This is a genomic window from Sphingobacterium paludis (assembly GCF_004364125.1).
GTDB lineage: Bacteria > Bacteroidota > Bacteroidia > Sphingobacteriales > Sphingobacteriaceae > Sphingobacterium > Sphingobacterium paludis.
The window spans coordinates 237,360-256,114 of sequence record NZ_SNZV01000007.1 but is presented as its reverse complement, the minus strand read 5'-3'; the positions used below and the strand labels follow the sequence as shown (position 1 = coordinate 256,114).

8 protein-coding genes are annotated in these 18,755 nt (G+C 46.6%); 2 read left to right on the top strand and 6 right to left on the bottom strand.

Going from position 1 to position 18,755, the window contains the following annotated elements:
* Positions 1 to 7 precede the first annotated feature (7 nt).
* Genes B0I21_RS20410 through B0I21_RS15200 form a run of 4 tightly spaced genes read right to left on the bottom strand, consistent with a single transcriptional unit; the run spans position 8 to position 7,697 of the window.
* Positions 8 to 1,156 (bottom strand): DUF4998 domain-containing protein, encoded by a 1,149-nt coding sequence (locus B0I21_RS20410; protein ID WP_133641333.1) that lies wholly within the window; start codon positions 1,154 to 1,156, stop codon positions 8 to 10.
* 45 nt (positions 1,157 to 1,201) lie between these two features.
* A complete protein-coding gene (locus B0I21_RS15210) occupies positions 1,202 to 2,401 on the bottom strand; it encodes a DUF5000 domain-containing lipoprotein (RefSeq protein ID WP_133641332.1) in 1,200 nt (399 codons plus the stop codon).
* Positions 2,402 to 2,436: 35 nt separating this feature from the next.
* Positions 2,437 to 4,392 (bottom strand): RagB/SusD family nutrient uptake outer membrane protein, encoded by a 1,956-nt coding sequence (locus B0I21_RS15205; RefSeq protein ID WP_208292363.1) that lies wholly within the window; start codon positions 4,390 to 4,392, stop codon positions 2,437 to 2,439.
* Positions 4,393 to 4,421: 29 nt separating this feature from the next.
* Positions 4,422 to 7,697, bottom strand: coding sequence for a SusC/RagA family TonB-linked outer membrane protein (locus B0I21_RS15200; RefSeq protein WP_133641330.1), 3,276 nt, complete (start codon positions 7,695 to 7,697; stop codon positions 4,422 to 4,424).
* Positions 7,698 to 8,298: 601 nt separating this feature from the next.
* Here B0I21_RS15200 and B0I21_RS15195 point away from each other — a divergent pair.
* Complete coding sequence (locus B0I21_RS15195) at positions 8,299 to 9,717, top strand: sulfatase family protein (protein ID WP_243836157.1); 1,419 nt, start codon at positions 8,299 to 8,301, stop codon at positions 9,715 to 9,717.
* A 105-nt stretch (positions 9,718 to 9,822) separates the two neighbouring features.
* On the opposite strand, the gene B0I21_RS15190 is transcribed toward B0I21_RS15195, so the two are convergent.
* On the bottom strand, positions 9,823 to 11,820 hold the full coding sequence (locus B0I21_RS15190; protein ID WP_133641329.1) for a RagB/SusD family nutrient uptake outer membrane protein: 1,998 nt from the start codon (positions 11,818 to 11,820) through the stop codon (positions 9,823 to 9,825).
* A 34-nt stretch (positions 11,821 to 11,854) separates the two neighbouring features.
* Complete coding sequence (locus tag B0I21_RS15185; protein ID WP_133641328.1) at positions 11,855 to 15,142, bottom strand: SusC/RagA family TonB-linked outer membrane protein; 3,288 nt, start codon at positions 15,140 to 15,142, stop codon at positions 11,855 to 11,857.
* A gap of 419 nt (positions 15,143 to 15,561) precedes the next feature.
* On the opposite strand from B0I21_RS15185, the gene B0I21_RS15180 reads away from it, so the two are divergent.
* Positions 15,562 to 18,750 (top strand): ligand-binding sensor domain-containing protein, encoded by a 3,189-nt coding sequence (locus B0I21_RS15180; protein ID WP_133641327.1) that lies wholly within the window; start codon positions 15,562 to 15,564, stop codon positions 18,748 to 18,750.
* The last annotated feature ends 5 nt before the right edge of the window (positions 18,751 to 18,755 follow it).

The window sequence follows — 18,755 nt, the reverse complement described above, 5'->3', positions numbered from 1 at the left end:
TTTGCTATTAATTACCAACGGTAAAAGTTCCTATTTCAGCCAATCCGGGTTGCTTTTGTGCGTCGTGACCACTTAAGGGAACAATCTTGAAGTAGCGGAATGTTTTGCGCGCGCTCAAATCAATGTATTGGTTCGTGCGGTCGACAGCGGCCAAAAGATGTCTGCCCATGCTTTCCCAAGTTTGGTTGTCCTGGCTAATAAGAATTTCTAGCTCCCGGACTTTTCTGTCGCCATTTTTCTGCGCGAAGAAAAAGCCATCTACCTGCAGAGCATCTTTCATATCAATGGTAATGAAATGGTTCGGGTAATCGGTTGGGTTGACGGAATATCGCGTAATCCAGAAGGTGGCGACATCGCCATCTATGGCTTTTGTTGCGGATCGATTGTTCGCAGGTTCCTCCGAGCTGAACGCGACAACGGACCAGTTTGTCCGTGGATGCAGTGTGCGCTCCGTCGGAATGTAGCTGACCGGATCTATATGTTGTGTTGCTGCGGAGAACGTATCGATGGCCAATGCCGTCGGCTGATAAAGCGTACGGTAGTTTATCCGCGTATTCGCTTTATAGTTTGGAAGCCTTGTTTGGTGAATTGCAGCGTCGGTAAACACCTTCGCCGAATCTCCGGCGGGCGTAAGGTAGGCAACTTCCGTTCCGAGGAGTGTAGTGTCGCCTGACTCAGGGATCCAGTTGACGACGAGATCCAGCCCATCTTTCCGTATTTGTTCAATAATTCGGTTGTTTAGATTGCCTGAATAATCCGGACCATATACGCGCCCAAAAATCTCGGCCCGCATCGATTGGTTACCTTCCGCGTCGAAAGTACGAATATCGAATGTATATATTCCTTCTTCAATGTTCGGAATCAGAATTTCTTTGTATCGCGCGATATCATCGACGTTGATAGCTGTTTCAAAAGTTTCGTTTAGCCCCCACGAAATTTTTAGTCTTGTTACGCGTGAGTCGGTACTGATTAGCGACTTTATTGCGGCCCTTTTGTATCCCGGCTTGAAGGAAATAGAGTCCACGCGTCCGGGGTATACCTTCTCGGCATTTTCGAGAAAGTCACTGTAATAATAATCGATTGGTGTACATCTGCACAGCAGCACCACGGTCCAGATCAGGACCGCCATGCCTATGTAGTTTTTTGTTCGTTTCATTGTATTTAATCGTAATGATGTATCTGCTTTATCTCACTGCTTGTATTACTGGGTTTGTCCATAAAAGGTCAACTCGCCCAACGCAACATCCGAATTTCCACCCCACGTATCTAATGTCCGAAAACGCCAGTATCGGTAAGGTGCTGTTTGTGATTCGACGTCAAATTCTTCCCCGGCACGTGCATAGTTGATATCATCTGCCGTTTGTTCGCCTAATGGCAAACCAGAGGGTTTGATGGATGTGAATGTGCCTACTAATGTCCAAGAATCGAAGCTTCCATCCGTGCTTGGGTTACTGGATCCCCATAATTCAAACACTTTGGGATGGTTAAAGCGGTATTCGTTACTCAAGCGCGAATACATGACGAAGCGGCTCAACATGGCGCTTACACCCATATCAAAACTGAAGTGCTGTGGAATTCCGGAACCTGGCTTGGTATGTAATATGGTCGTTGCTACACGATCGGCCCCATCCCAAAGTACATCGGTTGATCTAAAGCCCGTGTGCGCGGCATAGGTGTCCGTAGGTAGGTTATACGTTTTGAAAAGCGACTTGTTCATCATCACCTCAAATACAGGTACAAAAGTGCGCACGAGGGTATCAGACCGGTTATTCCAACGGTCTGTAATGTAAACGCCAAATTCGCGGGCTTCAGCGGAGTAACCACGGACATTAAATAGGCCGGCATTTCGCTTAGTGTAGTGATCCGTTGCCCGTTCCCACTGGCCTAGCGCATTCTTTGCGAGTACATGGATAACTAAGGGAGCTTCGGCACTATTTTCGTAATTCAGCCGTATTCCGCCAAAAGTGGGAAGCAGGTTTCCATCTCTTCCCAATGCTTCTAATGTCTTCAAATAAGGAGGGGTGAGCGTTTTAACGGTCAGCGGTTGCGGGTCTGATTCTACTTCGCCGACGCTGACCGTGATCAGGCTTACGGGGTAGTCACCGGCTTGGGCAAAGCCATCTACTACGATGCTGTTCTTGTAGATAGATGCCTTATTTTCACGTATGCTGCCGTCGCCGAGGGTATAGACCGCTTTTACATAGCGAAGGTCTTTATTGTTTGGAAGGTCATAGCTGATGATTGCCCCGCCTGCAATACTTTGGATCTGATAGTTCACTATAGGATCTGGTTTTTCCCCAATACGCGAGGGGGCGGGCTCCTGCTTGTCCTCACATGCAGCGATAAGCAAGGTGAGGCATGCGCCGATCGTATATCGTATAAGTGTATGTAGCGTGTTCATAATAGTCTTTTTTAGTAAGTAAAACGATGCAGTAATTACAGCCAAAGCGGCGATTGCAAGAGCCTTGGGTTTCGCCGTATCTCTGCGATGCTTATTGGCCAGAAGTAGTCGCGTTGCGTAAACGTACGATTGAACATCACGACCCTTCGATAATAGGTTTGGGGAGTAATTTGCCGTATATCCCAGCCATAAATGGGCGTATTTAATTCAATCTGTGCGGTTTTCCAACGTCTTAAATCCCAAAATCTTTGCGATTCAAAGGCTAGTTCTATCGTGCGTTCGCGGTGTATAATCTCTCGTAGCCCTTCTTGCGAATTTGGCTTGCCGGGATTGATTGAAAAATCTGCCCACGATTCCACCACGCCCCGCAGTCCGCTACGCTCCCGTATGCGGTCCAGGTAAGTAAAGGCTTCTTCAGTAGGGCCATCAATTTCATTCAGGGCTTCTGCATAAAGCAGGTATAGGTTGCCGAGCCGCATCATCGTAAAGGGATATAAATAGGTGGTGAAATTGTTGTTTTCACCAATGGTGTTCATGTAACTGACGAGTTTTTTGGGTGTGTATCCTGTACCTGAATATTGTGTGGGTGAATTTGTAGCGGCAATATTTCCACCCGGCCTTGCATTCGTTGCGTAAGCCAAGGAATCGTTGTTATTATTGTTCATAAAATAACGACCGCCGTCAAACGATAATGCGCCATAAAATCTATCTTCTCGATCAAAATGCATGCCCACGGTGGTATAACCTGGCATCAGATTGTAGGAATAGACAGACTCGCCGATAGGCACCATGCGCAGATCAAAGCGCTTGGCGTAGTCGTAAGTGAAGTCTTCCTCAATAGGAACACCATTCTTACTGTAGAACTTCAAGGCCATATTCAGCGTGGGCGCTAGATAGCCGCCCATAGATTGGTTGGTAATGCGTGCCGGATCAATGCTTCGAGGCATAAATGCCTTCGCTTGTTGATCTGTGTTTGCGGAACTGCGGTTATTTATCCAGATGGCCTCGGAGTTATTTTGTCTTTCCGTTACGGCTTGGCGCAGATTCATTTGGTTAATTGTGCTCTGCTGCGGCACCTTGGCCATTGTAGGTGCGGGAACCCACTTTTGTAGCGAGCGGCCCGCTGCGTGTGCTGCATCTATCGCTTCTTTACACGCTTGTGCTGCTACACGCCACTTTTCCGGACTGAAGGTGGTATTAAAGAGTGGTTGGCCTGCAGCGTTATTGTAAGCAGGGTAGTCCGTGTTGCCATTAAACAGTGGACTTGCCGCAGTGACCAAAATTTCGGCTTTCATCGCTTTGGCAACGACCTGTGTGACCCGACCATTTTCTTGTGCCGGCAACGATAAGTCAGGCATTAACGCGGGCATCACGCTATCTATCTTTGCGATGATATAATTAAACACCTGATCTGTTGAAGCGCGTTCAAAAATAATGTTGGCAGGATCTTCAAACGTGGGAATGTTGATGTCAACAATAGGAATCGGGCCATACAAACGCAAAAGATAGTAGTGGTAGTAAGCTTTCAAAAATTGAACTTCTGCTGCCCAGCGATCTTTTTCTGTCTGGTCCATGTCGGGAACACCTTGTATATTTTCCAAAAAGATATTGCAATCGCGAATGCCGCGCCACAGGGAAATTTGTTCGTCGCCGTTACCTCCTTGGCTATTACCGTCCCAGTAGTTGAGTAGGGGACTGTTGGTATTCTGCCCACCTCTAGCGATGTACCAGTTTGGCCAGCTACCTTGCGAGAAGTTAGTCACCGAATTTAACCAAAATTCGTCGCCAGCAAGTAGCGCTGGGTTTGAACTTAAGTGGTAGCCTTTAGGCATCCAACTGTAGCAGGTAAAGAGGTAGCGCTCTGCCATAGTGCGCATGGTAAATGCTTGCTCTAGCTGGGCCACATTATCAGGGACAATATCCATGAATTTATTGCAGCTCCCGAAGAGCATGACGCCCAAAAAAAGAAGTGCTTTTATGTTAGTTTTCATATGCATAGCTCGGTTAGTCATTTTAATTTTTATAAAGTCATTAGCAGGCCAAGGTTGAATACGCGTTGGATAGGGTAGCGCAGTCCCGCTCCGCCCATTTCGGGATCCCACAGATCAAAAGAGCTTAGATTAAATAGGTTGGTACCACTGGCGTATATACGGAAGCGATCAATCTTGTATCGCCGCGTAAAATCCGAATTTAGCGTATACGATAGTTCGACTTGTTTGAGGCGTAGAAAGGCGCCGTTGCGCATCCAGTGTGTGCTATTCTGCGTATTATTGGCTAATGGATTTTGGCTCAGCCGTGGCCACAATGCATAAATATCCCGGTTATCTTCGGACCAGTGGCTGTCTGCCCAGGCTTGCAATACTGCATTGGGTGCTGTGAGACTACCAAATGGCGCCGAACCGCTATTTTGCGGGTTGTTCGGATCCCAGGACAACGGGTTGATAAATAAAGATGTGCGCGACATACCGCTGAAGAAAAAGGAAAAATCGAAATTTTTATAGCCCGTGGTCAGTCCAAAGCCAAAGTTAATCTGCGGTGTTGTCGGAAAGCCGATAGGAACCATGTCGTTGGAATTAACGACACCATCTCCATTGACATCCAAGTATTTAATGTCACCTCCCATCACCATTTCTCCAAACAACTGCTGCGGGCTGTTTCGAACCTCTTCGTCATCGATAAATAGCCGCTCGGCAATGTAACCGCGACGCTGATTAGCGTCAGTACCGATACGCGTTAGGTAAGGATATTCATAGTTCGGCTCTTCGTAATAGAGGTATTTACCTTTGGCAAATGTAAATGTACCACGACCTTGGAACCATAGGTTTTGATTTACGCTTTGCATGTACGTGAGCTCGGCATCAAAGCCTTGACTTTTATATTTTCCGAGGTTGGCCAGTACGGTAGCGGCCAGACCCATCGAGGAGGGAAGAGCCGCACGGTCCTGTACAATATCGCGACGTATTTGCCGAAACATATCACCCGTAAAGGTGAACTTGCCGTTAAACAGACCAAGGTCGATTCCTAAATTCGTTTGTTGAGAAATTTCCCACTTTACATATGGGTTTGCATAGCGTTCTATGCTCACCCCATTTCTGTTGTAGTTTTCATTGCCTGTGCTTACACCAAAGCTATAGCGGCGGGCGGCGTTGTTCAAAGCTACTTGCGACAGGTAAAAAAAGCGAGTATCATGAATATTGTCATTACCGACCAAGCCGTGCGTCATCCGTAATCTTGCGGTACTAACAATATGCTGTAGGGGCTCCATAAATTTTTCGTTATGTATCGTCCACGCAACACCTGCCGAGGGGAAGAAGCCCCAACGGTGGTTTTTGGCAAATACTTCCGAACCGTTGTAGCCGAAGGTAAACTGCGCGTGGTAACGGTTATCAAATACATAGGTAAAGTTTCCAGAAAAACTGGCGTTGCGGTAGGGTAGCGTATTAATGACCGTTCCGGCCTCATCTCGAGGAAGCGTGATGCGGTTTCGAATGGTCGAAATCAACATACCGGTAACGCTATGTTTTTCGTTAAACGTACGTGCGTAGTTTATCGCATTCTCCATGTAGAAGAGCGATTCCTGACCGCGCCCGTTGTCGGTGTAATCCAGGTATTCGGTGCCGTCTAGCGGGTTAAGATTTAGATAGGAATATTGGCCTGTCGCAGGGTCAATAGAGGTTGGAGCGTAATAGAACGGATTGTATTGTCTTCGATATTCCATATAAGCCCCTCTGGATGCATTAGCTAAGCCGCGGTAGCTCAAACCTTCAATCCATTGCGAAAGATCTTGTTTTAGTTCAATCTGTACCTGCATATTACTTTCAGACCATTCGGAATATCCGCGAACAATTTGCGCATAGGGGTTGAGGTACATATTTCCGCTGCCATCCTCGAAGTTACCAAACAGCGGGTGGCGAATATAGGATTGTTGCGGCCCCACCTCATATACGGGATGAAATAGGGCAGGGTTGGCGCGCAGTGCGTTTCGGAAAGAAGAGCTTCCCCCTTCCGGCGGGCCACTGTAATTTCTGTAATTCGCAATGGCACGCACCATCAGCTGCGTAGATTTACTGACGTTGATATTGATGTTGCTACGCAGGTTATAAACCTTGAAATCGACATTGTTATTAAAATTGTTAATCGGGTTTACGCGGATAAGACCGTCATCTTGCGTGAGGTTTCCACTTACCAAATAGCTGGCGACCTGCCCACCCCCGGATATGCTGAGGTTATAATTTTGTGTTCGGGTGTTCGGCTTTGTCACTTCGCTGAGCCAATCTACGGCAGGGTAGCGTATAGGATCTTCACCTGCGGCCGTCATGGCAATCTTCTCTTCGGAATACAGCGGTGGATCCAGCGGGTTACGGGTTAATACGGCTTCATTGTGCATGTTCATGAACGTAACCGGGTCTGCGATTTTTGGCATGTTGGTGGGTGAGGAGAGCCTTTGTTCCGCTCGGAATGTGATCTTCGGTTTACCTTCCTTACCCAGTTTGGTGGTGACAAGGATCACTCCATTCGCTCCCCGCGATCCGTAAACGGCAGAAGCGGTGGCATCACGCAAGATTGAAAAGCTGGCGATATCATCAACCGGTATACGCGCCAAATCATCCGTGGATACCTCCATATTATCGATTAATATCAGTGGTCGCTGGTTGACACCAAAGGTGCCGACGCCTCGGATAAAAAAATCGGCATTATCCAACCCGGGTTCGCCACTTCGCTGGAATGATATGACACCTGCTACGCGCCCCTGCAAAGCGCCGGTAAGGTTGCTACTGGGGATGCGCAGTTCTTCGGGATTGATGGATGATACGGAACCTATAAGGTCGTTCTTGCGTTGGCGTTGTCCAAACGCGGTGACAACCGTTTCCTCGATGACATTTTCAGATTCGCTTAGCGTCACGTCGATCACATCACGCCCCGCGGTCGTATATTCTTGGGTCGTAAACCCGATTAAGGTGTAAACAAGCACCGCATCGGCTGGAACTTTTAGTACGTAACGGCCATTGAGATCGGTCGTTGTGCCTACACTGGGTTTATTTTTTACTGTTACGGATACCCCGGCTAGAATATTGCCTTTATCATCCTTAATAATACCGCGAATGTCTCTTTCCTGTTGCCAGTGCGTCGCTGCCGGGGTATGTTCGGCAGTGCTTTCTGAACTTAAATGGATTTTGTTGTCTGATGCTACAGCCGTGGTGGCGCAGAGCACATGCAGTAGGGAGGCTATTTTCAGGAGTCTGTACCGCCTCTTCTTTTGGTCACTACGTGTACCTTGTAAATCGGTTTTACGCATTAGTAGTACTGTTTAGATTTATAATCGTGGTTAAGATTTATGCATTTCTCGTTGCGTGCCTGCAGCAGAATGCTGGGCATACAAACGTTTATTCGTATAATTTTTACCTATTTTTTCTATCTAATTTTAGAAATGACAGGGCCGCAGATGTTAGCACAAGATGCCTTATGCTACATGGCTACTGATTGTTATTAATAAAAAGTAATATGTTTATGAATTATGTTGAAAATTTTTTCGTTGAAACGTAACATGACGTCGTATCCGTGGTTAGCTTTTTTTTTCATAAATGTTATGGTGTAAGCCATTGGCTTACTTGTTTATAAGTTGGTAGTTCGTTATATTACTTAACAAATATCTTGAATACACTTGATATAAAGTTTCTGTTCCGTATCAATTGATAGTTAATTTGTCTCAATGTTTAATGATGTAATTGCGAACTGGGTAGAAGTGCTGTTACTTTATAGCGATGACATCGGCTTGGGCCTTATGCCTAATCAAGTCGCATCGGGATTCAGAAAATGAAATAGGCTACTAAACAGCGTATTGAACATTTCAACGATGGCCGATTCGACATATTTTATCTATTAACAATTAGTTCATCATGATGTATACAGACAGAAAAAACATCCATCGATTTTACATGCTCACACTAAGCTGTTTCACCTTCTTTTTCACTTGTCATAGTGCATGTTCACAATCTCTGGTTGCCGACCGTGCAAAAGCCGTGTCAGCTTCGAAGCCCAATATCGTTATTATTATGGCGGACGATTTGGACAGTAGGCAGCTCAGCTGTTATGGCGGAGAAAATTTGAAGACAACCCACATTGATAGGCTGGCAGAAGAAGGTTTACAGTTCAACAACCTGATTGCATCGGAAGCTATGTGTGTACCAACCCGTGCTTCCCTTTTTACAGGGCTTTATCCCGCCAGACATGGTGCTTATCAAAATCATAAGCCTGTGGTCGATAACATAAAAAGTGTTGCGCATTATTTGACGGACTTGGGCTACAGGGTTGGTTTGAGTGGAAAAGATCATATGACGAAACCCAAGTCGTCGTTTCCATTTACCATCATCTCCGGTTTTGAGCCAAATTGTGTGGCAGAAACAGACGATTATTTTCTGGACAGCATCGCGAAATTCATGCAGGAAGAATCTCCATATTGTTTGTTTTTAATGAGCATTAATCCGCATGCGCCTTGGACTGTTGGCGACCCTGATGAATTTGACCCACAGCAGCTAAAATTGCCGGCGCACTGGGTCGATACCGAGCCCACGCGAAGGCAATTCGCGAAGTACCTCGCCGAGGTACGCCGTTTGGATAACCAAGTGGGTGATGTGTTGGCTTTGCTAGACTCGCAAGGTCGATTAGACAATACCCTCGTGATCTTCCTGGGCGAGCAGGGCCCGCAGTTTCCAGGAGGGAAATGGACCTTGTATGATAATGGCCAAAGAAGCTCCATGCTGATCCGCTGGCCAAAGGTTGTTCAAGCTCCCTCCATAACAGAGGCTATCGTGCAATATGAGGACATCACGCCCTTGCTCATTGATATTGCCGGCGGAAAGCCTTTGCGTGCGCTTGATGGAAAAAGCTTTCGCGCCGTATTGAAGAACCCCAAAGGGAAACACCGTGATTTTGCCTACGGCATCCATAACAATATTCCCGAAGGACCTGCTTTTCCCATCCGTAGTGTGCGTGATCAACGGTACAAGCTGATTTGGAATCTTAATCCGGAAAGTATCTATCATATTAAATATATGACCAATACCTCCAATAAAGGGCAGGTGTTTACATCGTGGCATAGGCGTGCCGCGACTGATAAACAGGCTCGCTTTTTGACCGGTCGTATTGTCGGGCATCCGGAATTTGAATTTTATGATCTGCAGCAGGATCCGGACGAATTACACAATCTTGCGGGAGATCCGGCGTATAACAAAATCATGGAAAGAATGCGAAAGAAGTTACGGCAGTGGATGAAAGCCCAGCACGATACTGGCTTACTCATGGATGTGCCTTTCTAGTGCGCTGGCGCGGCAGAAAAGCCGAAAACTAACACGCGTATCAAGCTTTTGATGCATGATACGCGTGTTTACGCTTAGGCATAGGGTCGCGGAACCGCTTCCCGCTTATTGTGTTTCTTTTTCGTCGGCAACAGCGTCTTCCCAGTTTTCCCACTTCGGCGTGGCGGCATTATAGCCATCGTAGCCAAAATTTTGACTCAACTGGCCGCGTTTATTACCGGTAATGGCTGCTTCGGGGATCGGCCAGTACATATTCTTTTTATCCATTGTATAATTCGGGTTGCTATTTCCTGTAGAATTGATTTGGATAGGTCCTTTGTTGTACATGCTGTAGTGCACAATGCGCTGGTACCAATAGCTTCCGCCTATGGCATCTGTTCCTGTCTGTTTATCGAAAGTTTCTAGTGAATAGGTGTTTCCCCATTCATCTGGGCGTCCGCTTCTTGCTAGGCATAGTGATACCCGTTTTAGCTCCACATTGCGCCATTCTTCCCAATACAGCTCACGAGCGCGCTCGTTCATAATATCACCTATAGTGACGGCACCTTGATACAGTTGCGTGCATTGTGCACGTCGTCTGATGATGTTTAAATCGTCTTTAATCGTTCCATCGCCCGGGTTGAGGTAATATTTGGCTTCGGCACGCAGGAGATAGGCTTCTGCCAAACGATACAGGTACCAGTCTGCTGTGGCCCCGTTAGTGGCCCCACGATGTCCGTCTGATCCTACGATATTCGCTTCGCTAACGGGATCGTCCAAGGAAAAGATGTAATGAGGCACATCAAACCAACGACGTATCGTGTCACTGCACAACAATCTTCCGTTGTCGAATAGCATGAGTGGCTTCCCAAACTCGGTGGATGCTTTGTTGTTGACTTTATAGTCTTCCATCCGGATCCAATTTCCAGCTGCTGAGCTGTGGCGCAAATCCGTAGCATCCATGGCGCCATTAACATGCCAGAGGGCTTTTGTTTGAAAACTGGTAGGGCGAAAGGTAGCGATACCGCGTCCGAAAGCTCGCATGTAATCGTAAGTAGCGTTGTAATCTCCCGTATTACGGCGAATGTTTAGTAAAGCTTGCTTTCCGTCTTTTGTCTGTATGCGGTTGTCGAATACGAAAGGGTAGAGGATGCGCATAGTAAGCATCTTTACGAATGACTCAGCTTCGGCACCCCGGTTGGGCATGCCCATAATGACCTCTCGGTTGGCTGCGATCAGCTTATTTTCCGGGCGATGCAGATCCCATATCACATTTCTGGTTATGGGCCATGTACGCGCCTCGCCGCCGTCGTTAAACGTTCCAAAGCTGTTCTCCATAAGCGAGTAGCCCGATTCGTTGATAATGATATCCAATTGTTCCTTGGCTTTTGCATATTCGCCTATTGCAAGGTAGCATTTGGCTAAAAGCATACGGCATGCGCCTTTATTCACCATACCTACTAGCCCGATCTCACTTTGGTTGGGCACCCATTGTACGGCGAGTTCCATATCGTGGGTAAGCATTTGGAGGATGGCGTCGCGTTGGGTGCTTCGGTAATTCTGTTTAGGCGCTTCCAAAAGACTGGCTACTAAAGGCACGTCGCCAAATTGAAAAACGAGCGCCATGTACCGGAAGGCCCGGTGAAAGTACGCCCGGCCTTTATAGGCATTTTTGGTTGCCTCATCAATTTCCTGAACCCCATCCACATAGTGGATAATCGTATTGGCAAACATAATACCCTTATATGTTTCTTCCCAAAGGTACCAGATACTGTTTGTGCGGTCGATGTTTTGGTAGGAGGTTTCACTCGTTGGCGTCAACATGTTGGCGACATCACAAAGCATATTGCGTTTGTCTGTGGCTGCTGCAACCATAAGCTCGGAGAAGATATATTCGGTGCCCATGGTGAGCATCTCGTTATGATCTGTGGCCCAATACAACTTGAGGTGCCTGTCGGATATCGCCATGGCAGACATTAATCCGGCTTCTGTAGTAAAGGTGGCATTCGGCTCGTAAAAAGACAAAGGCTTCGGTGTCAAAAAATCACGACTGCAGCTGCTGGCTAGTAACATGCCGCCTAGCAGTAGGGTAAGCGATATCGTATTTACTCTTTTAAATTTCATCGTCGAATAATTAATAAACGCAAGAGCGTAGGGATTAAAAAACTAAGTTAAGACCAAGGTTGTACAATCGCGTGGCTAAGCCGCCACCTTGGTCGAAGGCAGGGTTTGCTTCCGGGTCACCATATTCCCAGTCTTTCGCCCAGGTAGCAACGTTCCGAATCGTTCCGAAAATTTTTACGCGGTTTATATTGTAACGGGATGTCCAAGCATGTGGCAAGGTGTAACCCACTGATATATTTTCAAGTCGGATGAATGTGCGGTCGTATAGTTTTCCTGCGGAAGCGGCACCCGTAGGGCCTGCGGCCTCGATACGTCCATATTCGTTGGTGGGATTTTCCGGTGTCCAGTATTCTTTTGCGGGCAAGTTTGCCATCCCGTATTGCATTCGCCCACCATTATCATCGTTATTGAGGTAGTCGCCAAATAGGCTCTTGTGCCCCGCGTAAGAATAGATGTTGAAGGAAAAGTTTAAGTTCTTCCAAAGTATAAATTCGTTACGCATTGACCAGTGGTAGGGCGCGATGCTTTGACCAAGGAATTCCTTATCAAAATTGTTGTATACGTGTGTTACCGTCCCATTGGCATTCACGACATCATCTGCCGTATAGTTATTGGCGACTTTCGGATCGCCCGGTTTTTGGCCGTAACGAGCGGCCTCTTCCACTTCATTGGCTTGCCAGATTCCGGTCACACGGTAGTTCCATATGACGCCTATAGGCTTACCGATAAACCAATTGTTCTGCAGGTCATCAGACTCTTTGCGGCCGACTACGTTACCCTGATCATCCAAGACATCGACGTAGTCATAGTAGAGGTGTTTAATGGTATTTTTGTTGTACGAGAAGCCAAGCGTGGTAGACCATTGGAAATTATCTTTCCTGATGTTAACGGTATTTAGGGCCAGCTCAACCCCACTGTTATCCACACGCCCTAGGTTCGTTGCTATGCCTTGAAAGCCTGTGAAACTAGCCAGGCGCTCCGTCATGATCATGTCTTGTGTAATGGTTTTGTAATATTCGAACGTACCTGAAATACGATCATTTAGAAACCCAAAATCAAGGCCTAAGTTCCAGGAGTCGGTTTTTTCCCAGCGTAAATTGGGGTTGGCCAGCCTATCCATCATCAAATAACGATATAGCGATAAATCACCAGATGGATTGATGTACCCATGCATTTTGCCGCCACCAGCCGAGAGGTTAGCTAGGGCAAAATAGGGGTTGCCGAGCGCACGGTTTCCGTTCTCGCCGTAAGAAAGGCGTAACTTGCCGGAATTCATGATGTGACCCCACTTGAAGAACTTTTCGTTGGTAAAGGACCATGCACCGGATATCGAGCGGAAACTTGCATAGGGGTTAGACGTTCCGAATGCGGAAGAGCCATCGCGGCGGATAGAGGCCGTCAGCAAATATCGGTCATCGTAGGAGTAAAAAATACGTCCTAAGAGGCCATCAGCGGTTTCTTGCGTGTCTTCGTTGGAAAAATTACTATCTTGTTTGGAACCATAGCCCACATTATGAAAGCCTAATGCATCGGATGGCAAGATATTCCGTGCTTCGATTCGGTCGCGCCATAGTCGCAGCTCCTCCGCTTCCTGCACGAGTGTTACGGTAAAGCGATGTTTGTCCGCGAAGGTTTTATCCCATGTGATGGTATTATTTAGCGACCAGTCCAGGCGTTTCGCTTGTTCGCGATTCGCTCCTCGTGTGGCGGGATTTGAGCCGGGCAGTTCGGCAGACATAAAATAGCGGTCGTAAAAAAACTGGAAGCGAGGCGACGCATTAAAGGCATACGTAATGTTGAAAGGCAATTTGATCTTCGCATAAACAATACTGTTTAACACTGTATAGCCTTTATCTAATTCCAGATATTGTCTTTGAAAATCATAGTTGTAGCCGCGCTGGCTATATTCCGCGCTCAATGGAAACTGCGTAGGATTACCCATTTCATCCGCATAGTCAGCGAAAGGGCTGTTACGCATGGATTGATCCAGATCTATGCCAACATTGCCATCGGATCGATCTTGGAAATTGACGTTTGCACCAACCTCAAACCAATCGGTCACTTTTGTGTCGACTTTCATATTGGCGCGAACCGCACGGTAGGCATCGCTCACTTCTGCACCTTGGTTTTTCAGGTAGCCCATAGAAAGGTAATAATTGGTGCGTTCACTTGCTCCGCTTACGCTGATGTTGTAATCTTGATCAAAACCGTTACGATAGGTACGGTCACGCCAATTTTCCGTTTTGCCGTCTAGAAAATTTTGGAGTATGTTCCCGTTAAATCCGAGTCTTCGTGCCCATATACTTAAGTCAGACTGATCGCCCACATTCTGGTCGTAGGCTCGCCAATCGTCGATAGAGACGGACGATGGTAAGCGGTCTGGACGAACAAAGTAGCCGGGCCTATTGTTGTAACCGCCGCCCTGATAGGCTTCGTAGTCACCCGTTTCCGGATTTACACCGTAGGTGTTTTTGGTAAGCCAATCTTCACGATGCTGTAAGTAGCCTTCTGTGCTAAAACGCTCCCGAATTCTGGCGACGGTCGTCGTGCCTATATTTGTTGTCAGGTTGATGACTGGTTTTCCTTGCTTACCTTTTTTAGTGCTGATAATGATAACACCACTTGCTGATTTTGAACCATAAATAGCTGCCGCGGAGGCATCTTTCAACACGTCGATTTGTTCAATATCGTCTGGGTTTATTTCCGAAAGCTCGCCATAAAACGGCATACCATCCAAAATTAAAAGCGGGCTATTCCGGTTTCCGGCATCAAACACCGACCGTTGCCCACGGATGTTGATACCGCCGCCGCCTTTCGCGGATGCATTGTATCCTACGCGGATACCGGGCGTGCCCCGTAGAATGTCCTGAACGGTTTTAGGATTTTCATTCGCAATTTTATCCGGCCGAATTTGGATAATCGACCCGGTGAGATCTTTTTTCTGCATGGCGCCATATCCCACCACGACAACTTCTTCGAGTGATTCGTTGGTCGGCGTGAGGTCTATCTGTAGCGTCCTTCTATTGCCCAAAGCGATCGTCTGGGGGGCATAGCCTACAGAGGAGATTAATAAAACGGCGTTAGCAGGCACATCCAACGTAAACTTTCCCTCAAGATCCGAACTAGTCGCTACATCGCTGTTTTGGATTTTAATAGCAGCACCTTGTATGGGCGTATCCGTCTGCGTATCCTTTACTGTGCCCATGATGGAGACGGTTTGCGCCCAAGTGACGACTGGAAATAGGAAGCAGCACAGCAGTAGCAAGATGTCTTTTTGTCTCAAAAACTTACTCGTATGCCGTAGCATGTAGGTGTTTATCATAGGTTTATATTTAGAAGTTTTACAACGTTAGGTTATTGTCGACAAGAATTGGATGTTGTCGCGCATCGCATCATGTTTACGTAGATTATCTCCTCGTTCAGCCTTTCATTTCCATGCCCAGCGTTCCCGCGGCGCGGCGGTGTATAGCTACACCCTCGGAAGGAGTACAGGCGCAGGACTTGAGGAAAAGTATGGCCGTGTGTTTATTAATTTGTTAACTATAGTTCAAAGTAAAGAAATGACTATTGTAAAATTTGCTCATCTTTTTGTCGATGCGTCTCAAAATGCATTTTCGGGCTAACGAATCGATTGGGCCGCCTTTTCAGGAGCTATCTTTACCATTCCTTAAAGCCGCTAGACGACGAATTTTGGAGTTGTAACTTCTCCAACGAATTGTATATATTTGGATATTATAAACTATGCGAAACCTATCCTTATTGATTCTTATTGAAGTATTATTACTTGCTATGATGTCCTTATGTCGAGGACAGGATCAGTATTATTTCAAGCATTACCAAACGGAAGATGGCTTAGCGCATAATTCCGTTTCTGCTGTTATGCAGGATAGCAAAGGGCTGCTCTGGGTGGCCACGAGGGGAGGCTTAAACCGATTCGACGGATATAATTTCAAAAGCTTTCGCAATAAGAATGATAAATTTGGGTACTTAGGAAACAATATTATCACTGCGTTGGCAGAGGATAAGAATGGCATGTTGTGGATTGGCACGGGTCGTGGAATCTTTCGATATGACCCCTATAAAGAGGTATTTCATATGCTTCAAGAAGTCAGTCCTAACTATGTCAGCCACTTGCAAGTAGACCGGCATAACAACTTGTGGTTTTCACTAAATTCCGAACTCCATGTTTACCACATTGATCAAAAACGGGTGGAGAACCTGAAAATTCAGGCCTCGTGTATCAGCATTGACGATAGTAGAAACAGGCTATGGATCGGTAATCATCAAGGGTCTATTACCGTATACGATATTGAAAAAAAGCAAACATCGACACGATCCGTGCTGGGAAAAAACATCCCTGAAAATTTAAGATCCATTAGCAAGATTTTATTTGCCGATGACCAAACGGTTTTGATCGGCTGCTTCAAGCAAGGCCTAAAGTCATACGACTTGGCTACGGGTGCGTTAACATCGCTAGATTTGGGTGCGCGAACCAATGCGGATATTTATGTGCGAGATTTAGCCCTATCTGGGCGTAACGAATGCTGGGTAGCTACAGAATCGGGTATCTACATCTATAACTTAAGCACGAAACATTGCGTGAATTTACGCAAGCACGCCGATGATCCCTACGCTATTGCGGATAATGCGGTTTACAGTGTGTATCAGGATCGCGAGGGAGGAATGTGGGCAGGTACCTTTTTTGGGGGCTTGAATTATTATTCCAAAAAGAACGCCCGGTTCAAAAAATACTATCCTGTCGCTGGTGTCAATGCCATCTCTGGAAGTGCCGTGCGAGAGATATGCCCCGACGATAGGGGAAATCTCTGGATCGGAACCGAAGATGGCGGATTGAACAAATTAAACATGCAGGATGGTCAGTTTACGAACTACCTGTTTGCAAACCATAAAGGAATAGTTCCCTATCCAAATATTCACGGAATGCTGGCATCGGGTAATCAGCTGTTTTTCGGCCCCTTTTACAATGGTATGGAAATTTTGGATGTACGGCGTGGCCTGGTGACAGATCGTTTTAAATTAATCGGTGAAAAAGAGGGGCCGTCAAGTGATTTCGTGTTGTCTGTACATGAAACGCGAGATCATACCATTCTGGTGGGTACGGGATACGGCGGCTCTGGACTGTTTACCTACGACCGAAAAGCGAAGACGTTTGCCCGCGTTAAAGAGGTTCCCACCAACAGCTACGTTTTCGACATCACGGAAGATTCGCAAGGCCGGATTTGGACGGGCAGTATCAACAGGGGAACGTTCTTCTATCATCCTAAAACAGGAAACAAAGGCAATATTCGCTTTGCTGACCAAGTTAACGGGAAGTATGTTGATGAGTTTCCAGTTTATGGCATCTACGAAGATAGCGACCATGGCCTATGGTTTACTACGGGCGGTGGCGGACTCATGAAGGTTAGCCCCGACGGGAAACTGCAGCAAAAGATTACAATGGAGCATGGCTTACCGACCAATATGCTTTTTCGGGTGCTGGAAGATGATGAAAAGCGGCTGTGGATAAGCTCCCTGAAAGGTCTGATCTGCTACGATCGGCAGACGGGCAACATTAAAACGTATACGAAGGCGAATGGATTGATCACCGATCAGTTTAATTTCAGCTCGGCTTACAAAGATCCCGCCGGCAAGATGTATTTCGGATCGGTAAAAGGTTTAATCGTTTTTGATCCGAAGGATTTTCAACAAACAAGTGCTGGCCCGGCGACCTACATTACAGGCTTTCAGATAAACAACAGGGAGGTGGTACCCGAAGCAGAAAATAGCCCCCTTAGCCGCTCGGTATTGTATACAGATACGGTAGTGTTGAGTTACCTGCAAAATAATTTCAGCATCGAGTTTGCCGCCCTAAATTACTCGTCTCCGGAGGTCACGCGCTATGCCTTCTTTATGAGTGGGATTGATAGCAAAGGAACCTACCTCAGTCGAAATCGCAAGGCTTATTTTACCGATTTATCGCCAGGAGATTATACCTTCACCGTTCGTGCGAAATGTAACGTCGACAGCTGGATCGGTGAGGAGCGTCATTTACATATCAAAATATTACCCCCGTACTGGCGAACTGGCTATGCGTATGCGCTTTATGTGTTGGCGGGTATCTTCGTCATTTGGTACGCAGTGCATACCTATCATCAGTATTTGGAACGTAAAAATCTTCAAAAGCAAAAGCTATTTGAGCACGAGAAGGAAAAAGATGTGTATCGTGCCAAAATTGAGTTTTTCACTAACATTGCCCATGAAATTCAAACGCCCATCACGCTTATCGCAGGCCCTATTGAGCTGCTTGCTGGGCGGGCAAAGGAAGAATCGATGAAAAAAAGCTTGGCTATGGTGCAGCGCAACGCAAAACGATTGGTAGAGCTTACTAGTCAATTATTGGATTTCCGAAAAACGGAGATCGATCAGTTTGGATTGAACTTTGTGAATACAGATATTCGTGCGCTGCTTACGGAACAAGTTGCCAATTTTATGCCGGAGGCCAACCAGCACCATATCAAATTGACGATAACTATCCCCGATGACCCTTTGCAAGCTTTCGCAGATAAAGAAGCTTTGGTGAAGATTGTGACCAACCTGCTATCCAATGCCATCAAATATGCGGGTACCATGGCGCATGTTGCCCTGTTTGTTGCAGACGACGGGGGGCAGGAGTTTATCATTAGCATTCGTAATGATGGAAAAGGTATTCCAGCAACCCTCCGCGAACGCGTTTTTGAGCCGTTTTTCAGATTACGGGGAAACAATAGGCCGGGAACAGGAATAGGGCTCTCCCTGGCAAAATCGCTAACCGAACTGCATCATGGTTCACTTAGGTTACTGCCGGACGAAGAAAGCCTTGTAGTTTTTGAGCTTAGACTACCCTTACGTCAAAAAATAGAATTTGAATTAAGTAATTGGAAAAAAATGTAGCAGGT

Bases quoted from the DNA above. Each gene is read 5' to 3' on its own strand.
- B0I21_RS20410 (WP_133641333.1), bottom strand. From the start codon at position 1,156: ATGAAACGAACAAAAAACTACATAGGCATGGCGGTCCTGATCTGGACC.
- B0I21_RS15210 (WP_133641332.1), bottom strand. From the start codon at position 2,401: ATGAACACGCTACATACACTTATACGATATACGATCGGCGCATGCCTC.
- B0I21_RS15205 (WP_208292363.1), bottom strand. From the start codon at position 4,392: ATGAAAACTAACATAAAAGCACTTCTTTTTTTGGGCGTCATGCTCTTC.
- B0I21_RS15200 (WP_133641330.1), bottom strand. From the start codon at position 7,697: ATGCGTAAAACCGATTTACAAGGTACACGTAGTGACCAAAAGAAGAGG.
- B0I21_RS15195 (WP_243836157.1), top strand. From the start codon at position 8,299: ATGATGTATACAGACAGAAAAAACATCCATCGATTTTACATGCTCACA.
- B0I21_RS15190 (WP_133641329.1), bottom strand. From the start codon at position 11,820: ATGAAATTTAAAAGAGTAAATACGATATCGCTTACCCTACTGCTAGGC.
- B0I21_RS15185 (WP_133641328.1), bottom strand. From the start codon at position 15,142: ATGATAAACACCTACATGCTACGGCATACGAGTAAGTTTTTGAGACAA.
- B0I21_RS15180 (WP_133641327.1), top strand. From the start codon at position 15,562: ATGCGAAACCTATCCTTATTGATTCTTATTGAAGTATTATTACTTGCT.